Origin of the sequence: Desulfobacca acetoxidans DSM 11109 (assembly GCF_000195295.1) — a bacterium.
GTDB lineage: Bacteria > Desulfobacterota > Desulfobaccia > Desulfobaccales > Desulfobaccaceae > Desulfobacca > Desulfobacca acetoxidans.
Genome location: NC_015388.1, coordinates 328,507 through 350,538, shown reverse-complemented (window position 1 = coordinate 350,538; position 22,032 = coordinate 328,507). Strand labels below are relative to the sequence as shown.

Sequence of the window (22,032 nt, the reverse complement as noted above, 5' to 3'; positions counted from 1 at the left end):
GATGAGTTCAATTCGGAACTCAAAACTTATTTTTAAACTGCGATACGAGATTTTGGGAAAGCTTTCAATAAGACGTCTTTTCCCTCTCAACATACCAAAATTTTTCTGCGCTGTGCAAGCGCTGACTGCATTGCGTTGAATAAACCGAAATTCTCTTTTTCAGCCTGTCTCGGTGGCTATGTGGGAGAAATAACGCTTCAGTTGTCTGATAAAATTTGCCAACGGAAATTTGTTGGTATTTAGGGTCTGTCGAAACTGTTCCTGTAGAATCAGCTCGCTGGTCGGACCCAAATCAATCGGGAGTAAAAAAAACAACGGTACAGTCAGCATCTCTCCTTGAGAACGGACAAAAGCTGTTACCCGCACCGAATCACTGGGTGGAAGATTAAGACTCAATACGATTAATCCGGGCAGAAGATTCTCTAAATGGCGGATGCCTTCTTCTCCGCCGGTAGCGGTAGTGGTTTCAAATCCCTCTTCTGCCAGAAACGTAGACCACCTGGCGCCAGCCTCCGGGTCGGCATCGATGACTAAGGCCTCCTTATACGTAATCCAGGAATCCAGACCCTTCAAAGATTGACTGAACTCTTCGGCAGTAAAAGGCTGTTTAAGAAATTCTACCGGTCCCAGAACCAGCCCCGACCTGCCATCATCCGAGAAGGCAACCGGCAGGATTGGTACAGTCCTCGTATCTTTATAGGTCCTTAGCTGACGCAGGGTCTCTCCTAGCAGCATTCCTTTTCCCAGCATATCAAGCACGATAGCTGCGGGGCGGTTTCTACCGGCCTCCTGCAGGACGGTATCCACCATCGGTTCGGTTTGGAAGACAAATCCGAGGGAGGAGAGGGTGTCCCGTAATACATGGATCAGCCCACCCCTCCGGGTAAGTCCCAGGACTTGACGCCCTCCCAAAACCTCTTCAGAAGGTATTGCCGCTTCGGATTTCGGCGTCGGGAGAGGAAGAATGAAGGTAAATGTCGAGCCCTTACCGTATTCGCTCTCTACCCAGATACGCCCGCCGTGCATTTCCACCAGATGACGGCTGATGGGCAGCCCCAAACCGGTGCCGCCGTGCCGCCGGGTGGCGGAGCTGTCTATCTGGACAAATTCTTGAAAGATATTCTGCAGGTCATCTTCTTTAATGCCAATACCGGTGTCGCTAATGCGGACGGCAGCATAATCTTTTATCAGCCCGTGGCTCTCAGGCAAAGAAACGGTGTTCAGGTTAATAGTAATGAGGCCATGCGAATCGGTGAATTTAACCGCATTACTCAACAGATTTAAAAGTACTTGAATAATCTTGTCCCGGTCTACGATTACCGGTGGCACTTCTGATTCTTCCACCTTGAGGCTGATCTCTTTAGCACGTGCCAGGGGTTCTACAACCTGGAGGGCCTCACTCAGGATTTCATGCAGATCTTCCTTTTGGGCGTTGAGTTCCAGGCGGCCAGCCCTGAGTTTAGATAAGTCAAGGACATCGTTAATCAATTGCAGCAACCGGTTGCTGGCCTTTTCCACCCGCAGCAGGCTCTTCTGTTGATCTTCATTAATGGCCCCGTCCACTCCATCCAACAGTAGCTGGGTATATCCAAGGATAGAGTTGAGTGGGGTGCGCAGCTCATGGGAGACATTGGCCAGAAATTCGGTTTTAAGCCGATCTAGCTCCTTCAACGCCCGGTTGGCTTCGCCCAGTTCCAGAGATTTATTTTTCAGCTCCAGGGTACGCTCTGCTACTTTGGTTTCCAATTCTTTGCTGAAACGGATCAGCTTCTCGTACAGGCGGGCATTGTGGATAGCCAGACTGACCTGGTTGGCCAGAGATCTGAAGAAATCCAACTGCTCCGGCGGAAAAAACCGCTTGTGGCTAGAGGCGGCAGACAATACCCCGAGTACCTGAGACTCCGTGGCCAGCGGCACCAGGATAAAGCTCGCCTGCATCTCCGCAAAGTGGAGACCTGAAGCCGAATCTTTGGGCATCTGAGTAGCATCAGGTATGGAAATGAGATTGCGGGTAAGCAAACACTGGCCCACTAAAGTGGACATGTCCGGCGCCATGTCTAATTCATGTGTTGGCAGGACGGGGGGACCCAAGTGGCTTTCCAACCGGAGCACTCCATCTTCGTCCAACAAACGGATGGAGCTCTGCTCCACTCCGATTTTATCGTGCAAAAGCCGGAGAATGCTTTCCAAAATCTGGGGCAGGCTGAGAGAGGAGGTAGAGTGTTGGGCTGCTTCATTAATTATTGAAAGCTCGTTTACCCGTTGTTTTAAAGCCTCCCGGCTTTCCTCGAGAGAGTGCGAGACCTCGCCTACTAAATCGAAGACCCCGTCCAATCGGGAGCCCCGAGACGCCAGGTAGCCGTCAACTACCACCCGAGCAGCGGCTGGTCCTACTGAGCCGCCGATAAGACGCTCAGTGAAATCCCTCAACTTCAGTTTTTCCGCATCGCTCCACGGGACGCCCAACTCCAGATTGTTTTCTTGCAGGTACTGCTGTAAAGCCTCCTGCGCTTTTCCCTCTCCCACGAATTTCGCCGCCAAAGACACAAATTGCGGGGCTTCTGGCAGGTTGGCGGCTCGCGGTTCCAAACCTAGCTCCGGTGTGAGACCGAAGACATCCACATACCGCTTCGCCTGTTCCTCTTCATCGGCGGTGGGGGTCGTCAGAAGTGAAACCCCAACAAAAAAACCGAGGTTAAACAGCATCGACCAGAAAAAGGCATGAGACAGGGGATGAAAATCAGTGAGGGCCAACAGCGCTGTTGGACGCAGGAGGCCGATTCCCCACGGTCCATCCGTTAAAATCTTCTCGGGAAACCAACCGGCATGGATGAGATAGGGAAAGAGCAGCGTGTAGGCCCATAAGGCAAACCCGGCAGTCAGGCCGACATTGGCCCCCCATCGTGTAGCCCGCCGCCAATACATCGCCCCAAAAATAGCCGGCGCCAATTGCGCCACTCCGGCAAAGGCAATCAAGCCCATCTCCACCAGCATAGTTACGGGTCCGATTGTCCGATAGCTGATGTAGCCGAGGAGGATGACCAGGAAGATTCCCAGACGCTTGATAGGCAGCAGCCACCCGGACCAATCCCGGCCGCGCCAGAAGGTTGCCAACAGCGGCATGATGAGGCTGTTAAGCAGCATGGTGCTCAATGTTATTGAGACTACCATCACCATGGCAGTCGCTGCCGACAGGCCGCCGATAAAGGCCGCCAGGGCCAGCCAATGATGGCCGCCGGACAGAGGCAACCGCAGGACAAAGGTATCTCCCTGCTCCGGCGGGAAGCCTAACAAGAGTCCGCCGCAGGCCAACGGCAAGACAAACACATTGATGAGCAGGAGATACAACGGCAGTAGCCAGGCCGCGGTCAAGAGATGTTTTTCGTTAGTGTTTTCCACCACTGCCATGTGAAACTGCCGGGGGAGGAAGATGATGGCGCCCATGGCCAACACCGTCTCCACCAGGATCAGTCCATAGGAGTTCTGAGGGATGCTGTTTAATAAGAATAATGCCTTCAAATCCGGACGGTTCTGGGTTTGCCGAAAGATCTCGCCCAAGCCGGGAAATAATACAAAACTTACGAGCACACCCACGGCAATGAGGGCCAACAATTTCACCAGGGATTCGAAGGCCACCGCCGCCACCAAACCTTCGTGGCGTTCTCCCGGGTCCAGATGCCTGGCGCCAAACATGGAGCCGAAGGCCGCCAGGATTAGGGCGACATAGAAGGCATTGTCGACATAAAAGGGCAGGTTGGCCATCTGCGGGTGGTGGGCGTTTACTAAAATGTCAAATGTGGTGGAGATTGCTTTCAATTGCAGGCCGATATACGGCATGTCGGCCAGGATGAGCCACACCGTCACCACTGCCCCCATCATAATGCCACGCCCATAGCGCAGGGTGAGAAAATCGGCCATGGTGGTTATGCGATTGGCCTTACAGATGCGGATCAGCTTGCGGACAATGAACCACCAGAGGAAAGCAAACAGGGTAGGACCGATATAGATGGGAAGGAAGGTCAATCCTTCGTTGGCAGCCTTACCTACAGAACCGTAAAAGGTCCAGGAGGTGCAATACACCGCCAGGGATAGGGTGTAGATATAGGGATTGGCGATGAGACTACGGCCCTGAGTCCGGCGTCGGTCGCCATAATAGGCGATGGCGAACAAGAGCAGAAGATACCCGAACGCCAAAAAGGCTACCAGAAGCTCACTCATTAGACCGGCAACCTTAGGTTCAATCGAGAGACTTGGACAGAATTCGCATGAGCAGGTATAAAACCACCACTCCCAGGAGCCAGATGCTCAGGAGATATACCACCAGCAATGGTATCCCGCCCACGAACTGAGGTTGATTGAAAATCTGTAACAGGGGATAGTTGGTCAGCAATAAACCCACGCCAAAGCAGATGATACACCAGGCTTTGGCGCGCGCCGCAGTCCGGGTTTTAAGCTCATCTTCCGGTAGCAACATATCCTTACTCCATTAAAGTTCTTTAAAAGGTTAACTTTTTCCCTTCTGGTGTTCATTACCTATCGGCCAGCCACAAACCATAAAAATGGTTTATCGGTAGCACAGGCTTCCTAACCTGGGCAGAACTTATTCTTTTTCTAACAACCGGAAACCGGAAACCTGAAAGAAGTTGCAAGCAGAACCGTACTAGACTGTTTTCAGGATGTCTTTGACCATATAGATGACTCGAAATTTCTGGCGCAGTGTCTTTTCAAGGTTTTCTAAATCCTCCTGCGGCAGGTTCCTGATGCGGATGTAAACGTTGCGGGTTCCCTCGACCGCCATATCCGTAGAACTGAGGATGCTGACGATGCGGCCGCCATGCTCCCGCACTGTATCGGCTACTTCTTTGATGGAGCCGGGGCGGTCATCCAGAGAGAAGGCGAACTGCACCCCACCTCTATAGATGCCGGTGATATTGACGAAGGCCCGAAAGATATCAGACTGGGTAACGATCCCAACCAACTCAGATTTCCCGTTGACCACCGGTAGTCCTGAGACTTTGTTCTCCAGCATCACCACTGCAGCCCGTTCAATAGTTTCGTCCGGTTGTATGGTAATGGGATTTTTAGTCATGATCTCTTTAATTTTGATCTCTGCCAAAAGGTAATAGAGCTCGTGGACATCCAAGGTCGTGGCTTTAGAAGGCGAGGCTTCCTTCAGGTCACGGTCGGAGATGATGCCGACTAACTTGCCATGCGACATTACCGGCAGTCGGCGGATTTTATTCTCTTTCATCAGGTGCAACGCCTTCATCATGGAGGTGTTTTCATCCACCGTCAACACATCGGTCGCCATCCATTCCCGGATTAACATAGTATCCTCCTCACCGCAACCTGGCTGAGCGAATTTAAGGTTTGAAGTTAAAAGTTAACGGTTTTATCCTCTATTCCCAACTTACCGGTGTCATCCTCGTTTCCATGATACATTTGGGAACATGAATTATTCAGCCATCCTGTTCAGATGTCCCAGGGGGGGGTGAACGCAACTCTCCGGCCGCTAATTCCGGTTCCTCCCCCCGGCATAACCGGATAATATTTTCCTGATGCCGCCACAGGATCAATCCTGAGAGAATACCGCTTAAGAGGAGATAGACCTTAGGATTGCCAAGCAGCCCCACTGCCAGAGGCGCCATCCAGGCTGCGATCAGGGATGCTACTGACGAGGTTCGCCACCTTTTGAAGGCCAACCCGTACAGACCCGCGAGCGTCGCCGCCGCCAAGGGACTGATCACCAGCAGTACTCCGAAACTTGTGGCCACGGCCTTGCCCCCGCTGAACCGCAGATACAAGGGCCAGATGTGGCCGCAAACCGCCGCCAATCCCACTGCCGCCACCGCCGCCTCATGCCAGCCGTCCAGACCGGGTAGGCCGCAGCGGGCTAAAAAGACGGGCACTGTTCCCTTCATAATGTCGCCAAAGAGGGTAAAGGCCCCGGCATTGCGGCCTAGTAGCCGGTAAACATTGGCAGCCCCGATATTGCGGCTTCCGGACTCCCTCGGATCAGGCCCCCCCATCAGCCTGGCCACCACCAGACCGAAAGGAATTGACCCTATGAGATAGGCGGCCGCCAACAGGATCAAGAAATAATACATCTCTTTTATGCCAACGATGGGTTCGGGTTTTGAGTTTCGAGTTTCAAGTTAATAAGAAAAAGACTGCTGCACAGGCTGGGAGCCTGGGCCATCGCCAGATAATTTTCATGGTTTGCCGGTGCTTAATAAATCATAACAGCTACCATCAGAGGGATGATATCCAAAATTATTCAATAGATAGGTATATCAAGACCTCTTTTCCAAAGCTGGTTCACCATGCTCCAAGCTTTCGTTATCCCACCTTAATAGTTACATTTTTAGCACATGTCCGAGGAAATAACAATGATTGATTAGCCCTTTGCCTCCGCTGTCCCGACATATTATTTTTTCCCCTATTTCATCCAAGACATAGCGGCTCCAGTAGCTTATGGATATTAGGAGACCCTGCCGTTCATTATGCCGTCCACCCAAAGCCTGTCTGCCGGAATAATTCTGCTCTAAAAGCTTTGGCCCTAATCGGCTCCTAAAGGGAATTTTACTCCTTCCATTATACAACTTCCGCCTGTTCTTAGTCCAATGAGGATTAAAATAAGTTGACAATGTCTCATAGGAACCCTTAAATAAAGGCTGTTTCGAATTTCGTATACCTGCGGGCTCTTAGAAGCTTTAGGATTCGCGCTCAGTCTCCCGTCAGGACCCTGTTCGCCAGACTATGTATCAATCTTGCCAAAGCACCCACAAATCATGGAAATAAGCTGTCAGCCAAGCAGAAGCCGGAAACCGATTTTTTGGGTCGTCTTCGTACTCACCACCCTGAACTTATTGGACTATTTTGACCGTTATATTGTAGCCGCGGTTAATACCCTGCTCAAACATGACTTCGGTTTATCTGATAAAGCCTACGGCTTTTTGGGTAGCGCCTTTTTTTTGGTTTATTTGATTTCCGCCCCGGTTTTCGGCTATCTGGGAGACCGTTGGGGTCGGCGCAAATTCATGGCCTTGGGCGCTGCGGTCTGGAGCCTGGCCACGAGCCTGCCCTTCTGGATCACCACCTATCCCGGTCTAATAGCAGCCCGGGGTCTGGTGGGGTTGGGAGAGGCCTCCTTCGGCACCCTGGCTCCCGCCTACCTGGCCGATATATTACCGTTAGCCAAACGAGGCCGAGTGTTAGGCATATTCTACGCCACGATTCCGGTAGGGGCGGCACTAGCCTACTTTTTTGGCGGTCTGGTGGGAAGTGCCTGGGGCTGGCGCTGGAGCTTTCTGCTGGCCGGTCTGCCAGGATTGCTGATGGCGAGCCTGGTCTACACCCTGCCGCGTCATCAGCTTCCGGCAGCAGCCGCAGCTCAACATGAGAAACAGATCTTGAATTGGCGGGCCGTCGTGGGCTTGTGGCGCATCCCTACCTTTGTCCGGGTGACTACCGGCTATGGCTTTCTTACCTTCGCCTTGGGGGGACTGGCTTTCTGGATGCCCCGGTTCCTGGAGGTAACCAAGGGTTTGACCCTGAAGGAGGCCAACCTGCTGATGGCTCTGGCCACCACCGTGGCCGGGGGGCTGGGAACGTTGGCGGGCGGTTGGGGAGGAGACTGGCTCTTTCGATACAGCCGGAGGGCACATCTGTGGGTATCAGGGTTGGGAGTGGCCCTGGCCCTGCCGTTCGGGGTTTTGGCTATCTTTGCCACTAATTCAACAGCCTATCAGATCGGCCTGTTTGCGGCCATCTTCCTTTTATTCCTGAACCCGGCGCTACTGACCACGCTCATTGTCAGCGTCGCCGGTCCGACTCGCCGAGCCATCGCCGTTGCCTGCAATATCATCGTCATTCACCTGATCGGAGATGTCCCGTCACCCTTTCTGATCGGCTGGCTGGCGGATTTGGCCGGATTGCAATGGGGGGTAGCGCTAGCTCTGGTGGCCCTGAGCCTAAGCGCTGTTTTTTTATTGTCAGGCCTGCCCCAGGTTGAAAAAGACCTTTCGGCAGAGGTTACTTAGGGGGGCTGTAACTCTGATTATTGCAATGCCGCAGCTATCTCCGCCACTACCATCCGGGCCGCAGCTACCGAGTCGGCAGCCAGGCGAATGGGCCGTCCTACGACGATATAATCGGCGCCGGCCTTGATAGCCTCAGACGGCGTCATGATTCTTTTCTGATCATCTTCCGGGGCAACAGACCACTCCGGCCGGATGCCCGGACAGACGACGATAAAATCGGAGCCGAATCTCTCCTTTACTACTTGCGCCTCCTGGCCCGAACAGACCACTCCACTGCATCCGGCAGCCTTGGCCAGACCCGCCCGCAACAAGACAAGCTCCCGAGGGGGATTGGCATACCTCGGATCAATACCGGCGGCCAGCAGGTCCTTGCCATCGATACTGGTTAAGACAGTGACGCCTAATACGTTGATTCCGCGATCCTGCGTCTCTTGCACCGCTCGCAGCAACCGGGCCCCCTGATCACAATGGATTGTGGTCAAGGCTACCCCCGAAAACAGGTTTTTAAGGGCACGGCTCATGGTCTCGGGGATATCGTGAAATTTCAGGTCCAGGAAAAAATCGGTTCCAGCCTCCGCCGCCATAGTCCGAAAAAACTGCGGCCCTTCCGCAACAAACAGCTCCAGTCCGACCTTGAACAATCCAACTTCATTCTGCAACAGCCGGATCAACTGCCGGGCCTGCTTGCCGTCGGGCGCATCTAAAGGGAATATCAATCGTTTTTTAGCTTCCATTTCCGCTCTTCTGCTTAACAATCTGCATCCAGTCTACCATGACCAGGCCGATGCTTCAAGGATTTTGCTGTCTTGTGGCGGCATCGGACCTTGGTAAGAATTTTATAATTACCCTAGAGTCAAAAGCAAAAATTCCCGCGTTAAGCTTTTTCCGCATTTTGGCCGATCCCCTCAGCGGTAAAAACCGGAGTGAGGATTTTGCGCCAGGGTTACGCCAAGTTAACAATCAGAAATACCTCCACCATTACGAGCCCGAAGAGATTCTCGGCTACATCTATGCCGTGTTGCACAGACCGGCGTATCGTCGAAGGTATGCCCTGTTCCTGAAAATCTACTTTTTGTACCTGTCCCTCGTAAGTTAAATGTGTCCGGCGACATTTTTGATCGGTTTCCGTTTCATCACCGTCGCTTGCTGAGTTGGCGATAGTCCAACACTAAGCGCAAAAGGCCGCCAATCACCACTCCCATCCCCAATAACCCCACCATGGTGTAGAGAGGACTGCTAAAGTAATAGCCTGCGCCCAAACCGATAAGCATGATAAAGAGAAAAAACCAGATCAGCCGATTCTGCAGCGACCGTAAAGGCATCTTTGGTCCAGACATTGAGATTCTCCTGATGGGAGATTGGCAGAACTCCTGCTTCGCCGACAAGGCTGGCATTGCCCAACCAGCCATGCCTGGTTAATCAACCTGCCCACCACGGAGCCGGGTGATAGGACTTCTGCCAAGGCTCGGTTCCAATAGTTTAAATTTCTTTTTTTACCGACTAGAATTTTGTATCAAAATAATCTTAAGATTATCAAAATGATATAGTTAAATGAACAATAACTGCATAAAAATGGTAAAAATTTTTGAACTGCGCTTCAAGAGAGTTCACTCCGGTTATTTAGCATTTATCAATTAATTCATATACATATAATATTATTAAGCCTATTTATGATAATGGCATATAAAGTGCATTATATAGTGAAAAAGGTTCCCCCTTAAAAAAATATATATATACACCGTTTTCTCCTTTCTCCCCAAGGCCGGGTTACCCCCTCCCGGCCTTAAAATTTTTCTCCGTAAATCTCATTTCCAATGTCATTACTGCCTTTGAGGTACAATCAGGTGGCCCCGTCCGGTCCCGCTGTGGCGCTAGTGCCCGGACGCAAAGCGAGCCTGGATGGCCTCAAGATTAAGCCGTAGCTGGGGCAGAGTCTTCTTATACTGCTGTATTCGCTGCCAAGCAGACCGTAAACGAGACTCCAGTTCTGGCGATTGAGAGAGAGCGGCTAGGGTTTTTTTGACGTTTTCGATCTGTTCGCAGATTAGGATAATATCAATGCCAGCGGCTACGGCTCGCCGCGCCGCCTCGGGCACCGGCCATTTTCTCGTGATAGCCCCCATTTCCAGATCATCGGAAAAAATCAGGCCGAAGAACTTTAGATGCTGCCGCAGGATGCGTGTGACTGCTACCGGCGATAGAGAAGTCGGTAGATTGCTGTCCCAGGAGGGGACGAGCAAATGGGCACACATCACCGCCGGAATGCCAGCGGTGATCGCCTCCCGAAACGGGAAGAGATCTTCATTTCCGGCATCGGTTCCGCCTTCGACCGTGGGCAGATCAAGATGCGAGTCAAGTCTGGTAGCGCCCAGTCCAGGGAAGTGTTTGACTACCGGCAAAACCCCTCCAGCCAGGTATCCTCTGACTGCAGCCAGACCGCAACGCACCACTGCCTCGGGATCAGCACTATAAGAACGTTCCCACAAGGGGCAATCCGGATTCCGGGCGACGTCTAATACCGGTGCCAGGTTGACGTTGACACCCATCAACTGCAGCTCTTGAGCAACACGTTGAGCGCTATGTTCTATCGCGGCCAGATCTCCGGCGGCGCCCATTTGACGAGCTGAAGGAGTCTCCAGCCAGGGGTGCCGAAACCGCTGTACCGGCCCTCCTTCCTGGTCTACCGCCACCAGGAGGGGATACCCGCTGGCGGCCAGCGCCGTCTGCTGGCAGGCGTCGATGAGCTCGGCTACCTGCTGAGGATGGGAGATGTTGCGTTTAAAAAGGATAATTCCCCCTACCTGCAGATCACGGATGAGAGTTCGGGCAACTTCATCCAGGTGGAGGCCCGGAATGCCAACCATGAGCATTTGTCCCCAAGGCTTTGTCATATCTGAAAATCCTCTTGAGAGAAGGCGGCCTTCGCTTCAATCCGGCAGTTTAGCTACAATCCCTTTGAGCAGGGCGGACAAGCGAGGTTCGGCCCGCTGTACCATGTTGATCACCTCTTCGATTGCAATAACCGCCATAGCGTCAGGCCGGTTGACATTACTGATAACGGAAACCCCTAACAGGCGCAGACCGGCATGCGCAGCGGTGATGGCCTCGGCTACGGTAGACATGCCCACCGCGTCGGCGCCAATGAAGCGCAGGAAACGCGTTTCTGCCGGGGTTTCTAAACTAGGGCCCTTAACCGCCACATACACTCCCTGTCGTAGACGGATGCCAAGTTCGAGGGCCGTCTGCTCGGCCAATTCGCCCAATTGCGGGTCATAGACCTGGCTCATATCCGGAAAACGGGGACCCCACTCATCCACGTTTTCGCCTGTCAGAGGATTGTTTCCCAAAAGGTTTATGTGGTCACGAATAAGCATCAAATCACCCGCCTGAAACAATGGGTTCAAGCCCCCGGCGGCATTTGTCAGAATAAGATGGGAGGCCTTTAGGGCCGCCAATACGCGCACCGGGAAAGACACCTGACGCAGGGTATATCCCTCATAGGCATGAAATCGCCCTTGAAACATTAGCACAGTTTTCCCTTCCAGGACACCACAGATCAGCTTTCCGGCATGACTGGGCGCCGAAGATCGAGGGAAATGTGGAATCGCTTCGTAGGGGATGGATTTACTGCGTTTTAGATCAGCTCCTAATCCCCCGGCGCCAGTTCCCAAAATAATGCCGATAGCAGGCTCCTGGGCTAATTCTTGCCGCAGGAACGCCGCCGCTTCCTCCACCTGGCGGGGAAAATTGTCAGAAACCATAGCAAAGCCCCTTCATAAATCAAGAGAATAAAAATTAATAGTGCGTATTTATCAAAAAATCTGATAAAATTGTATTTCAAATAAAATACTGGAAGCTATCTCAAGAGCCATATCTTACAAAGGTGCCATTCCGAGCCCAGCGAAGAATTGTGTATTGATAAGATTTTTAGACCCGTCGCGACGCTCAGGCAACAGTAGGAACCGGTTTGGCAATACCTTTTAACCTCAATGGGCTTGCCGCGTTTAGTGTGCGACCTGCAATACGTAAAACCATTATACAAGGTGAACCCAGGAAAATGAACTTTTCATTTTTGTGGCAAGCCTGGTTTTTTCCGACAACGTGTCATTCTTTCTCAATCACTCATAACCTATAAAAGATTCTGATTACCGGCTATTTGTTAACGAACTTGTGATCCTCAAAATAAACGGCAACGAGAATAGAAGGTTGAAATAATCAGATGGCGCGTCCACGCAAATGCCGTTGGGTTGGATTTGAACCAGGGGTAACGTTTTTCAAACCGCAAGGCGTCCCCATGCGCAGTTTGGAGCAGGTTGTTATTAGCGTCGATGAATTGGAGGCGCTTCGGCTGTCAGATTTTCTGGGCCTTAGTCAGGAAGAAGTCGCCCAAGAAATGAATGTTTCGCGACCGACCGTTACCCGTATGCTCGCCAAAGCCCATGGGGCCGTTGCCGATGCCTTGGTTCATGGCAAAGCCATTAAAATTGCTGGCGGGGACTACCGGGTAGCCGAACGTCGCTTCGTCTGTCAAGATTGCGACCATACCTGGAGTAATAACAACGATTCCACCACCTCCCAGAACTGCCCCCGGTGTCAGGGTTCTTCCATTCAGCGATTATTTACCTAGTTATCCATTTTTGTCTTAGGTGTTGATCCCACTGAAAGGTTGACTCTAGCGGTCTGGCAATGTTATTTTTTGAAATACTGTTCGTCTTCAGGGGAGAGAAGCATGGCGGCGACCTATCGCGATGCAGGAGTAGATATCGCCGGAGCAGATACATTTTTGCAAAAAATCCGGGCAATGGTAAAGACAACCTATCGAAGCGGCGTGCTGGGGGATATCGGTGGTTTCGGCGGCTTCTTTCACCTAAATCTCCATAAATACCAGGACCCGGTGCTGGTTTCCTCTACCGATGGTGTTGGCACCAAACTGAAGATCGCCATCGCCATGAATAAACATGACACTATCGGGATAGATCTGGTGGCCATGTGCGCTAATGACATTATTGTACATGGTGCCACCCCTCTATTTTTCTTGGATTATCTGGCCATGGGACGATTGCGGCAAGACATCGCTACCGAGATCGTCGCCGGCCTCACCCAAGGCTGCCTGCAGGCCCGCTGCTCGCTTATTGGGGGAGAAACCGCCGAAATGCCGGGAGTCTACCAGCTCCAGGATTATGATCTGGCCGGATTTATCGTGGGCGTTGTGGAACGCAACCATATTATTGACGGTTCGGAAATCGCCGTGGGCGACCGGATTATCGGTATTGCGGCCAGCGGTCTCCATGCGAACGGCTTCTCGCTGGTTCGCCATATCCTTTTCGAACAGCAGCACTATGATCTTGCAGATCATATTCCTGCCTTGGGCCGTCCGCTGGGCGAAGAACTACTGGAGCCCACCAAAATTTACGTGGACACTGTCCTCAATCTCCTCAGAGATTTTCCCCTTTCCGGTCTGGCTCACATCACCGGCGGCGGTTTGACCGACAACATCCCCCGTATTCTGCCGCAAACCTGTCAGGCTATCATCCATCGGCAACAGTGGAGTCGACCGGCTATCTTCGACTTTCTGCAACAACAGGGCGACATCCCAGTCGAAGAGATGTGGCGGGTATTCAATAATGGCATCGGGATGGTGATAATTGTCAGGGAGGAATACGTTACCGATATCTTACAACGTCTGCATGCTCTGAAGGAAACCGCTTACGTCATCGGAGAAGTCGCCGCCCGGAAATCAGCAGCGCCGCCTTTGCTCTATCGGTGAATATCTTAGGTATATCAGCAGATTAAGTTGTACTCAGGCCGGTCTTGGGCAAGGGGATAACTCTACGTTTTCTCCCGGCTCGGCCAGCCGGGTATTATCACTTTCTGTTTCATGGTTTGACAGACAGGGGAGGGGGTAAAACAATACTGTCATCCCATCAAAAAATGGATTCAATTACCGGTTTAACCGGCATCGTTCTCTGGGACACCGCTAATACCAAATTGTTGTGCAGCAATCGTTAACGTCCAGGCCCATAGGAATCAGAAACTCTTCATCCTGTCCGCTTCTTTTCTGAAATAGGCGCCGCTTCACATTCCTTCTCAAAGTAGGGCCAGAAAATGTCTTCATTGAGCCGCAGCATCAGATTACCACACTCGATGCACAGCGCCGTATCGTCATCCAAACCGCCGATCCGGACCTCTTCCTTGCCACAGTGGATGCATTTGTATTCGTAAGCGGGCATTAAACTACCTCCTTATCAATTAATGAAATTATATGCAATAACCTTGCCATATAAATGAATTTGGTCAGAGTATTATCGCTTATTTATTTATTATCCTTAAATCATTACCCAATGGTTAGAATTTAAAGTATTTTTGTCGAATAATTTAAATATGCTAATTTACCTGTCGATATCTGTCTCGCTGGCGGGGTAATCAGCAGTTTTAGCAACCCCTAAAACGGCACCATGAAAAATTTATTCAAATGAACTTTTCAATATAATAATTATTTGAATAAAAAGCAATAGTACAAAAGGTTTTTTATCAATTGCCCCCAAGATTATTAGGATATGCCGTCAGGCCGATACCTCAGCGGGGTATTTTCCCCCCGTCGCGGTGCGTTTGGGACCAATTCAGAAGTATGCCGCAACCGGAAGAGTTATACTGCCGTAGGTTAAATCCTTCTCAATACGAGAAGAGAACTTGCTATTTTTGTAGAAAATTCTTATGGTGAAAATATGCCCGACTCCTTCCAACTAGTTTCCCCCTTCCAGCCGCAGGGGGACCAGCCCCAGGCTATCCGGCAATTGGCGGCCGGGATCAAGACCGGAACTGCTCATCAGGTGCTTTTGGGCGTTACCGGTTCAGGCAAAACCTTTACCGTAGCCAATGTCATTGCCCAAGTAAATCTCCCAACACTGGTGTTGGCCCCGAACAAAACCCTGGCGGCACAGCTTTACGGCGAATTCAGGGAGTTTTTTCCCCATAACGCCGTAGAGTATTTCGTCAGTTACTATGACTATTATCAACCCGAGGCCTATATCCCTCAGGCCGATCTCTACATTGAAAAAGATTCTTCCATCAACGAAGCCATTGACCGCATGCGGCATTCCGCCACCCGTTCGCTGTTGGATCGCCAGGATGTGATTATTGTCGCCAGCGTTTCCTGTATCTACGGTCTGGGGGCACCCGAAGCCTATCAGGGAATGCTGCTCTATCTCGAAGCCGGCATGATCAAAAGCCGTGAGGAAGTACAAGCCAAGCTGGTGGAGATCTTGTATGAACGCAACGATATCGATTTCCACCGGGGCGTCTTTCGGGCGCGGGGCGACCGTTTGGAGATTTTTCCCGCCTATGAGGAGGATCGGGCCATCCGTATCGATTTCTGGGGAGATGTAGTTGAATCCATCCAGGAAATTGATCCGCTACGGCGCCAAAGCCAGAAAAAATTGGAAAAAATTGCTATTTATCCGGCAAGTCACTACGTTACTCCGGATTCCCGCCGCCAGGAGGCCCTGGTGGCTATCGAGGCGGAATTACACGAGCGTCTGGCCTGGTTTAAAAACCAGGGTAAGTTATTGGAGGCGCAGCGCCTCTGGGAGAGGACCCGCTTCGATCTGGAGATGCTTCGGGAGATGGGCTTCTGTCATGGCATTGAAAACTATTCGCGTCATCTTACCGGTCGCCAACCAGGAGAGGCGCCGCCGACCTTGCTGGACTATCTTCCCCGGAAATCACTGGTGGTGATCGATGAAAGCCATATCTCCGTGCCTCAGTTGCGGGGGATGTACAACGGCGATCGCTCCCGCAAAGAAACCCTGGTGGAATATGGTTTTCGCCTCCCCTCAGCATTGGATAACCGACCGCTGAATTTTTCAGAATTTGAGGGCCGGGTGCAGCAGGTGATTTATGTTTCCGCTACTCCCGGACCATACGAACTGGAAAAGGCCCAAGGCCGGGTAGTCGAGCAGATCGTCCGGCCCACCGGTCTGATAGACCCCAAAATCACGGTAAAACCCGCGACCAATCAGGTGGATGATCTCCTCGGAGAAATCCGAATCCGCCTGGGTCGGCAGGAACGCGTCCTGGTGACTACCCTGACCAAGCGGCTGGCTGAAGATTTAACGGAATACTACCAGAATCTCGGCCTTAAGGTCCGCTATCTGCATTCCGACATCACCACTCTCGAACGCATGGAGATTATTCGGGATCTGCGCCTGGGAGTCTTTGAAGTTCTCATCGGCATCAACCTCCTCAGGGAGGGGCTGGACCTGCCGGAGGTCTCCCTAGTGGCAATTTTAGACGCCGATAAAGAGGGATTCCTGCGTTCGGAGCGGTCGCTAATCCAAACCTGCGGCCGGGCGGCGCGCCATGTCAACGGGGAAGTCTTCCTCTACGCCGACCGCGTCACCCCATCAATGCAGGCCGCCCTAAAGGAAACCCAACGCCGCCGCCAGCGCCAGCGGGCCTATAATCGCCAGCATGGCATTACCCCCACTACCATCCAAAAAGGTATTCAGGATATCCTGGCTTCGGTCTACGAAAAGGATTACGTCACTGTAGCAGCGGCGCAAGAGGAACCGGCCCCCTATCTCCTGCCCCAGGATATTCCCCGCCATTTGGCGCGGTTGAAAAAAGAAATGCAGGCAGCAGCAAAAAAACTGGAATTTGAACGGGCGGCAGAACTCCGGGACCGGATTAAAAGCCTGGAGAGTGTTGAACGACGTTAAGGACTTTGAAAATCAGGGTTGGAGGCGCGGCAAGATTACAGGCAAAGATGTGCCCCTACAAATGATAATTTTATAGTTTATGGGTGATTTACCAATAAAGATTAAAGATTTCACTTTCTCCCGTCCAGAAACCGGAAACCCTCCTAACACCCGGAACTTGCGGCTCTAGAGTGATTTGCTGGCCGCCGCTTCTTCCCGACGGGAGCTTTTCTTAAGGAGTTTTTTCCCCTGCCGTGCCGTCAAAAATTTTCTTAATAATTCTTCCTGCTTGGGGGTTAGGTCGGTAGGGGTCTGAAGCTCCAGTTCGACAATGAGGTTGCCGCGCCCGTTGCCGCGCAGTATTGGCACACCCTCACCGTAGATGATAAAGCGAGTGCCCGTCTGGGTTCCGGCAGGAACGGTTATTCGGCTAGAGCCGGTCAAGGTCGGGACATCGATTTCGGTTCCAAGGGCTGCTTCTATAAAAGAGAGCTTGGCCCGGTGGGTGATATCGTGGCCATGGCGCTCAAATAGCGGATGGGGAGTTATTTTTAAATCAAGGTAGAGATCACCGGAAGGTCCCCCCCGCCTGCCAGCTTCACCCTCACCCCGCAGGCGTAGTCTGGTCCCCTCATCCACTCCGGGGGGAATCTTCAGGTGTACTTTCCTCTTCTGTTTCTGCAGGCCCTGCCCCTGGCAGTCTGGGCAGGGATCACCTTCTATAACACCGGAACCGGAACAATGGGGGCAGGTGGTATTGATGCGCAACCATCCCTCCACCCGGCTGACGGCCCCGTATCCCTGACAAACCGGGCAGGTCCATTGTCTGCTCCCGGGCTTTATTCCAAGACCTTGGCACTGCGAACAGGCCGATAATCTATCGACCTCGATACTCGTCTCCAAGCCGAAGACGGCGTCTTTAAAATCGATCTCTAGCTGATAGAGCAAATCTTTTCCAGGTTGACTCTGGGGCTGCGGTCGGGGACGCCGGTGAAAACCGAAAAATTCATCGAAGATATCGCCGAAGTTGGCGAATATGCTGTCAATATTGTCAAACCCGCCGAACTGCATTCCATTCAGCCCAGCGCGGCCGAATTGATTATACAGACCTCGCTTCTGCGGGTCCCGGAGGACTTCGTAAGCCTCGGCCGCCACCTTAAATCGCTCTTCCGCTCTTTTGTCGCCGGGATTACGGTCTGGATGATATTGCAAGGCCAAGCGGCGGTAGGCCCGTTTAATCTCTTCCTGATCGGCCTCCCGATCAATGCCCAATACTTGATAATAATCTTCTATTTCCCCCATGCCAGTTTCAACCCCTGTTTCTTCCCCGCATAGTATCGATGATCATGGAAGTGAAATGACACTCCCGGTTGAAACACAGGTATCAGAGAATTCCAGGTAACTTTGCTCAACCGACCTCTACGGTCCCGAGATAGAGCGTAATTTACCCAAGCTGCTGAATTCTTTTAGAGTGATTCCCTGTCTGTTGAAGATTATGGCAAAATCTATGAAATTGCCATCAATTATATGAAAACAGTGCTCTTAAAGACGGCGGGCGCGGCCTGCCCTAGGAGTAAGTTGCCGTTAAATTATCGATAATGGAATAGGGCAACCCATGGCCACCGCTTAGGTTTAACACGGTCGATAAGAAAAAATTTATACGACAGACTTTATATTCTGCGCCGGAGTTCTTATCCTCATTAACTCGAAACTCGAAACTTATTTTCTGACTAACACTTCCCATGCTATGAATATTTATCCCCTGCAGGCGATTGTCAAGGCTCTGTGGCCTAAAAGTCGAGTCAGACCTTCAGATTAAGTTCAACCAAGTGATGCGCGCTTAAGAGGATGCTTCAGGAGGAAACCGACGGCCATAAGGCCTGAAGTCGCTCCTGCACCTCTGGCGCTAGACCGACAACCTCGACGACCTTGACCCGGTCCTGGGCACCGCTTTTCAGATGAAGCCGGTTTTTGGGTAAACCCAGGCACTTGGCCAGATAATTGAGCAGTTCCTTGTTTGCCGCCCCCTTTTCCGGAGCTGCGGCGATGCGAATCTTGAGCCGGTCGCCGTGCGGTCCCATAATCTGGTTGCTGGCCGCGCCCGGGACTACGTGAATTCTAAGGAAATACCCCGTGCGGGTAGGAAGCAGCCACTCCAAGATCGCCTTACCAGGCTGAGAACAAGGTTCGGCAGGTTGCTCAGGTTGATTGACCATCCTCCTCTACGCTTTAGACCTCGACGGTCTGGCCTCCTGTGGCCTCGTGTTCTTCCAGCAGACGCTGATGGCTTGCCAATATCCCCCGGAGCTGGGTACTAAAAGTGACTTTCAGGCGTTTTAGGTCCTCCAGCTCATTTTTTAGCTTGGCCTGCCGGGAAAATGCCTCATGCAGTATCTTCTCCGCCTTCAGTTCGGCTTCGTGAATAATCATCTCGCCTTCCTTTTGGGCGTTCCCCTTCATGGCCTCAATAACCTGTTGGGCGTTGATCAGGGTATCTTTGAGGAGCTGTTCTCTCCTTTTAAACTCTCCCAACTCTCCCTGCTGGCGGTCCAGATTCCGGCGCAAGGATTCGTTTTCCTGGAGAAGCACCGCCATGGCATCGGCAGTTTTATCGAGAAAGGCCTTCACCTCCAGAGGTGCCAGACCCCGCCACTTCTTGGAGAACTGCTGTTGGCGAATCTCCGCCGGGTTCATGCTCTCTATCTGACTCATATACCCTCTCAACCATCCATACTGATTCTCATGGCCCACTCATACAGTGTAGTAACCAGGAATCTTTGTAGAAAAACGATGACGATTAAGACCAGCAACGGCGCCAGGTCCAGGCCCCCATATACCAGAGGCAGGCGACGCCGGAAAAAGCCGAGCACCGGTTCGGTGACGTTGTACAGGAATCGGACAATCGGGTTAAAAGGATCAGGGGTGACCCAGGAGATAATGGCCCGACCGATGATCAGCCACATGTATATGCTTAAAACAATATCAAAAATAGATGCTAACGCCTTGATGAAATTAGAAAAGACAAACATCTCAACCTCTCTTGCATTCTGGTGCTCGAACCGGCTTGGCACCTGTAACCATCAAGACCAGAAAAAGGCCATAAGGCCCTGCTCTCTCAATCGACACTTTGCGCCTCGCCCTTGAACCCATGTTTTTTCAATAGCTCCCTGGCTTGGCGCTGGTCTGCCATCAACCCGTATGGCCCATCAGCGTTTTGATTAACTGTCAGTACCCGGTTCAACTCTTGTCCTGCCTCTTCTTTCTGTCCCAGCTTTATCATGGTTTCTGCCAGATACAGGTGGTTGGTGGAATTGGCCGGGGCTATCTGCGCCGCCCGGGATAAGTACTCAAATGACTTTTTGATATTCCCGACCGAGATCGGGGGTCTTGGGGCTTCATAATAAATCCGCCCGAGGACGCGATAAGCTCCGGCTTGATCGTAGGTCTGATCCATAGCTAGGGCGCGTTCGAGGGCCGTTATGATCTGGGGGAGCAGCCGAACACCCCGCAGCCGGTTTACATCTGCCAGACCGGCCAGGTGCATTCCCAGCCAGTAAGGCCCGGCAACACTATCCGGATATTCCTGCATGATCGCTTCGGCGTATTCGCGCCCTTGTTCGTAATAAAGGCGGCGCTGTCCCTTTTCGCCAAACTCTCCGATGAGGAATGCGGTCCGGGCCAGCCTTATCAATATGGGTAATCGCTCGGCCCCCCCTACTGGCAGCAGACTTTCGTAAGTGGAGAACGCCTGCAGGACCTTCTGTTTGTTTAAATCCGGGGCCATCAGGAGACGATCCGCAGTCTCCAGGGTGCCGGCAGCCGCAAGGCCACCTGATGGTGATGCAAGGACCAACCAGCCGACCAGGGCCATTGCCATCGCCGCCCGGATTGCCGGCCAAACCGGAAGCCTTAATCTAGGAGCCGGCAAGATTCATCTCCTCAAAGCGCACCCCCACCGGACCCCAATAGGCCTCCCGTTGCTCAGTTTCCCGCGAAAGGGTGACATAGCGGAAGGCCTCGTCCAGGAGCCCGCTGACAGAACCGCCTTTGATAGGCAGGGCCTCACCGCGGTGCCGGAGGTAGCCGGTGCGAATTTCTCCGGAGAGGGCTCCGGTCACCGGATTGGGCTCGAGAGTGGAAAATCGCAGTAGATGCAGCACCTTCCCCCGTTCGAGCATCTCCGCCAGGGTGGCGCGCCCCGGAGCAACCCGCAGGTTGGTAAGTGAACCCGTAGGGGAAACTTGTAGATATGTTGCATAGCGTTGGTCCGCCAGAGGCTGTTGGAAGATATTGTCCGCAATAAAGGTCACCGGGCTTAGAGCCAGTCCCTGGTCATCAAAAGGACGGGATTTCATGCCGCCGGGCAGCCACGGATCACTTGTCAGGGTCAGCAGGTCGCCTCGGGGATTGGAGATCACCGGCTTACCGGTTTGGAAGCGCGACCAGCCCTGAAAAACCGCTTGAGCACTGGCGTGGGCGCTTAGATGGTTGAACAGGGCGTCCAGGGCCTCTTCCCCAAAGACCACCGGGTAGGCACCGCTGGGCGGGGGCTCGGCCACGGCATTTTCCAGGGCATAGCGGGCGTAATGCCGCACCATGTCGCTGATCTGCAAATCCTGATAGTTTCGCACCTGACGCAATCCCAGGCTTTCCGCCTCCTGGCCCTCCGCCGCCGCCAGCAGGGCAAATTGGGTCTTCAATTCAGTGGCCTTATAAGATCCCTCGAGACCGGTGTGGTTCCGGAAGTCCAGCTCCCGCTGATTGGCATAAATTTCCGACGAGGCCAGGCAAACATCGGATATTCCCTTCACTGCCTGATTTAAATCGTCCCGCACGCGCCAAAGGACCTCCTGCGGCTGCTCCCAAAGGTAATCGTCGGTCAGGTTGAGCCTCTGATACGGTTGACCGGGACCGGGCAGATGAAAAAGCGGGTTTAACGCCAGCGGCGCCCGTTCCAAGGTCTGGGCCAGACCTGCGGCCGGATCGTCTCCAGGATTGACCGTCCACCCTGATTCACCCAGCAAATCTTTCCCATCCTGCTCTATTTTTAAGTAAATCTGAACGTAAATCTTCTCCGCTTCTACCCGGCGCTGTGACTGTGCCTGGTCAAAAATCAGGTAAAGCTGGTTGCTTGTTTCCCTGACCCGACACACTTCCCAGCCGAAAAGATCGACGGCCTTTAACTCCTGAACGACTGCGTCTAAATAATCCGTTGTAGTTTTGGCGCTATTCATTCCGTTACTATCTGTTTGGATTGATGATCCGTAGCCATAATAGGACTCACAACTGTCGCT

General features: G+C 52.4%; 20 protein-coding genes. 5 read left to right on the top strand and 15 right to left on the bottom strand.

Annotation, left to right across the window (positions count from 1 at the left end):
• Positions 1–159: 159 nt before the first annotated feature.
• The 4 genes from DESAC_RS14895 to plsY all read right to left on the bottom strand — a co-directional run bounded on the left by DESAC_RS14895 (position 160) and on the right by plsY (position 6,107).
• Positions 160–4,218 carry an ATP-binding protein gene (locus tag DESAC_RS14895; RefSeq protein WP_013705286.1) on the bottom strand — a complete coding sequence of 1,353 codons (4,059 nt, stop codon included), beginning with the start codon at positions 4,216–4,218 and terminating at the stop codon, positions 160–162.
• A 19-nt stretch (positions 4,219–4,237) separates the two neighbouring features.
• Entirely contained in the window at positions 4,238–4,474 is a 237-nt protein-coding gene (locus DESAC_RS01385) for a hypothetical protein (protein ID WP_013705285.1), read from the bottom strand.
• A 186-nt stretch (positions 4,475–4,660) separates the two neighbouring features.
• Positions 4,661–5,329 (bottom strand): CBS and ACT domain-containing protein, encoded by a 669-nt coding sequence (locus tag DESAC_RS01380; RefSeq protein WP_013705284.1) that lies wholly within the window; start codon positions 5,327–5,329, stop codon positions 4,661–4,663.
• A gap of 130 nt (positions 5,330–5,459) precedes the next feature.
• Positions 5,460–6,107: a glycerol-3-phosphate 1-O-acyltransferase PlsY gene (gene plsY, locus DESAC_RS01375; RefSeq protein ID WP_013705283.1), complete on the bottom strand. Its 648-nt coding sequence runs from the start codon at positions 6,105–6,107 to the stop codon at positions 5,460–5,462.
• A gap of 684 nt (positions 6,108–6,791) precedes the next feature.
• Between plsY and DESAC_RS01370 the strand changes: the two genes are divergently transcribed.
• The gene (locus tag DESAC_RS01370; RefSeq protein ID WP_013705282.1) at positions 6,792–8,042 is read left to right on the top strand and encodes a spinster family MFS transporter; all 1,251 of its coding nucleotides are present in this window, start codon (positions 6,792–6,794) and stop codon (positions 8,040–8,042) included.
• A gap of 17 nt (positions 8,043–8,059) precedes the next feature.
• Here the strand turns inward: DESAC_RS01370 and pyrF are convergent, their stop codons facing one another.
• Positions 8,060–8,776, bottom strand: a complete 717-nt coding sequence (gene pyrF, locus DESAC_RS01365; RefSeq protein WP_013705281.1) for an orotidine-5'-phosphate decarboxylase — start codon at positions 8,774–8,776, stop codon at positions 8,060–8,062.
• A 38-nt stretch (positions 8,777–8,814) separates the two neighbouring features.
• On the opposite strand from pyrF, the gene DESAC_RS16900 reads away from it, so the two are divergent.
• Entirely contained in the window at positions 8,815–9,138 is a 324-nt protein-coding gene (locus DESAC_RS16900) for a type ISP restriction/modification enzyme (protein ID WP_373419364.1), read from the top strand.
• A 37-nt stretch (positions 9,139–9,175) separates the two neighbouring features.
• Here DESAC_RS16900 and DESAC_RS01355 read toward each other — a convergent pair whose 3' ends face one another.
• The 3 genes from DESAC_RS01355 to DESAC_RS01345 all read right to left on the bottom strand — a co-directional run bounded on the left by DESAC_RS01355 (position 9,176) and on the right by DESAC_RS01345 (position 11,803).
• The gene (locus DESAC_RS01355) at positions 9,176–9,379 is read right to left on the bottom strand and encodes a hypothetical protein (RefSeq protein ID WP_013705280.1); all 204 of its coding nucleotides are present in this window, start codon (positions 9,377–9,379) and stop codon (positions 9,176–9,178) included.
• A 534-nt stretch (positions 9,380–9,913) separates the two neighbouring features.
• Positions 9,914–10,933, bottom strand: coding sequence for a beta-N-acetylhexosaminidase (gene nagZ, locus DESAC_RS01350; RefSeq protein ID WP_013705279.1), 1,020 nt, complete (start codon positions 10,931–10,933; stop codon positions 9,914–9,916).
• A 36-nt stretch (positions 10,934–10,969) separates the two neighbouring features.
• A complete protein-coding gene (locus tag DESAC_RS01345) occupies positions 10,970–11,803 on the bottom strand; it encodes a purine-nucleoside phosphorylase (protein ID WP_013705278.1) in 834 nt (277 codons plus the stop codon).
• Between the two features lie 458 nt (positions 11,804–12,261).
• On the opposite strand from DESAC_RS01345, the gene DESAC_RS01340 reads away from it, so the two are divergent.
• Positions 12,262–12,669, top strand: a complete 408-nt coding sequence (locus DESAC_RS01340) for a DUF134 domain-containing protein (RefSeq protein WP_013705277.1) — start codon at positions 12,262–12,264, stop codon at positions 12,667–12,669.
• A 102-nt stretch (positions 12,670–12,771) separates the two neighbouring features.
• On the top strand, positions 12,772–13,809 hold the full coding sequence (gene purM / locus DESAC_RS01335) for a phosphoribosylformylglycinamidine cyclo-ligase (protein ID WP_013705276.1): 1,038 nt from the start codon (positions 12,772–12,774) through the stop codon (positions 13,807–13,809).
• 271 nt (positions 13,810–14,080) lie between these two features.
• On the opposite strand, the gene DESAC_RS01330 is transcribed toward purM, so the two are convergent.
• Positions 14,081–14,272, bottom strand: a complete 192-nt coding sequence (locus tag DESAC_RS01330; protein ID WP_013705275.1) for an FmdB family zinc ribbon protein — start codon at positions 14,270–14,272, stop codon at positions 14,081–14,083.
• Positions 14,273–14,767: 495 nt separating this feature from the next.
• On the opposite strand from DESAC_RS01330, the gene uvrB reads away from it, so the two are divergent.
• Positions 14,768–16,759, top strand: a complete 1,992-nt coding sequence (gene uvrB / locus DESAC_RS01325) for an excinuclease ABC subunit UvrB (protein ID WP_013705274.1) — start codon at positions 14,768–14,770, stop codon at positions 16,757–16,759.
• Between the two features lie 165 nt (positions 16,760–16,924).
• On the opposite strand, the gene dnaJ is transcribed toward uvrB, so the two are convergent.
• The 6 genes from dnaJ to DESAC_RS01295 form a co-directional block, all read right to left on the bottom strand.
• Positions 16,925–18,040, bottom strand: coding sequence for a molecular chaperone DnaJ (gene dnaJ / locus DESAC_RS01320; protein ID WP_013705273.1), 1,116 nt, complete (start codon positions 18,038–18,040; stop codon positions 16,925–16,927).
• 551 nt (positions 18,041–18,591) lie between these two features.
• Positions 18,592–18,954, bottom strand: coding sequence for a DUF167 domain-containing protein (locus DESAC_RS01315; RefSeq protein WP_083800163.1), 363 nt, complete (start codon positions 18,952–18,954; stop codon positions 18,592–18,594).
• A 13-nt stretch (positions 18,955–18,967) separates the two neighbouring features.
• Positions 18,968–19,450 carry a DivIVA domain-containing protein gene (locus DESAC_RS01310; protein WP_013705271.1) on the bottom strand — a complete coding sequence of 161 codons (483 nt, stop codon included), beginning with the start codon at positions 19,448–19,450 and terminating at the stop codon, positions 18,968–18,970.
• Positions 19,451–19,458: 8 nt separating this feature from the next.
• Positions 19,459–19,767, bottom strand: coding sequence for a YggT family protein (locus DESAC_RS01305; protein WP_013705270.1), 309 nt, complete (start codon positions 19,765–19,767; stop codon positions 19,459–19,461).
• 86 nt (positions 19,768–19,853) lie between these two features.
• Positions 19,854–20,666, bottom strand: a complete 813-nt coding sequence (locus tag DESAC_RS01300; protein ID WP_041283724.1) for a TRAP transporter TatT component family protein — start codon at positions 20,664–20,666, stop codon at positions 19,854–19,856.
• Entirely contained in the window at positions 20,653–21,972 is a 1,320-nt protein-coding gene (locus DESAC_RS01295) for a metallopeptidase TldD-related protein (protein WP_013705268.1), read from the bottom strand. Before DESAC_RS01295 ends, DESAC_RS01300 begins: the two co-directional genes overlap by 14 nt.
• Between the last annotated feature and the right edge of the window lie 60 nt (positions 21,973–22,032).

Excerpts from the sequence above, each read along its gene's own strand:
- DESAC_RS14895 (WP_013705286.1), bottom strand. The coding sequence starts at position 4,218 with ATGAGTGAGCTTCTGGTAGCCTTTTTGGCGTTCGGGTATCTTCTGCTC.
- DESAC_RS01385 (WP_013705285.1), bottom strand. The coding sequence starts at position 4,474 with ATGTTGCTACCGGAAGATGAGCTTAAAACCCGGACTGCGGCGCGCGCC.
- DESAC_RS01380 (WP_013705284.1), bottom strand. The coding sequence starts at position 5,329 with ATGTTAATCCGGGAATGGATGGCGACCGATGTGTTGACGGTGGATGAA.
- plsY (WP_013705283.1), bottom strand. The coding sequence starts at position 6,107 with ATGTATTATTTCTTGATCCTGTTGGCGGCCGCCTATCTCATAGGGTCA.
- DESAC_RS01370 (WP_013705282.1), top strand. The coding sequence starts at position 6,792 with ATGGAAATAAGCTGTCAGCCAAGCAGAAGCCGGAAACCGATTTTTTGG.
- pyrF (WP_013705281.1), bottom strand. The coding sequence starts at position 8,776 with ATGGAAGCTAAAAAACGATTGATATTCCCTTTAGATGCGCCCGACGGC.
- DESAC_RS16900 (WP_373419364.1), top strand. The coding sequence starts at position 8,815 with ATGACCAGGCCGATGCTTCAAGGATTTTGCTGTCTTGTGGCGGCATCG.
- DESAC_RS01355 (WP_013705280.1), bottom strand. The coding sequence starts at position 9,379 with ATGTCTGGACCAAAGATGCCTTTACGGTCGCTGCAGAATCGGCTGATC.
- nagZ (WP_013705279.1), bottom strand. The coding sequence starts at position 10,933 with ATGACAAAGCCTTGGGGACAAATGCTCATGGTTGGCATTCCGGGCCTC.
- DESAC_RS01345 (WP_013705278.1), bottom strand. The coding sequence starts at position 11,803 with ATGGTTTCTGACAATTTTCCCCGCCAGGTGGAGGAAGCGGCGGCGTTC.
- DESAC_RS01340 (WP_013705277.1), top strand. The coding sequence starts at position 12,262 with ATGGCGCGTCCACGCAAATGCCGTTGGGTTGGATTTGAACCAGGGGTA.
- purM (WP_013705276.1), top strand. The coding sequence starts at position 12,772 with ATGGCGGCGACCTATCGCGATGCAGGAGTAGATATCGCCGGAGCAGAT.
- DESAC_RS01330 (WP_013705275.1), bottom strand. The coding sequence starts at position 14,272 with ATGCCCGCTTACGAATACAAATGCATCCACTGTGGCAAGGAAGAGGTC.
- uvrB (WP_013705274.1), top strand. The coding sequence starts at position 14,768 with ATGCCCGACTCCTTCCAACTAGTTTCCCCCTTCCAGCCGCAGGGGGAC.
- dnaJ (WP_013705273.1), bottom strand. The coding sequence starts at position 18,040 with ATGGGGGAAATAGAAGATTATTATCAAGTATTGGGCATTGATCGGGAG.
- DESAC_RS01315 (WP_083800163.1), bottom strand. The coding sequence starts at position 18,954 with ATGGTCAATCAACCTGAGCAACCTGCCGAACCTTGTTCTCAGCCTGGT.
- DESAC_RS01310 (WP_013705271.1), bottom strand. The coding sequence starts at position 19,450 with ATGAGTCAGATAGAGAGCATGAACCCGGCGGAGATTCGCCAACAGCAG.
- DESAC_RS01305 (WP_013705270.1), bottom strand. The coding sequence starts at position 19,767 with ATGTTTGTCTTTTCTAATTTCATCAAGGCGTTAGCATCTATTTTTGAT.
- DESAC_RS01295 (WP_013705268.1), bottom strand. The coding sequence starts at position 21,972 with ATGAATAGCGCCAAAACTACAACGGATTATTTAGACGCAGTCGTTCAG.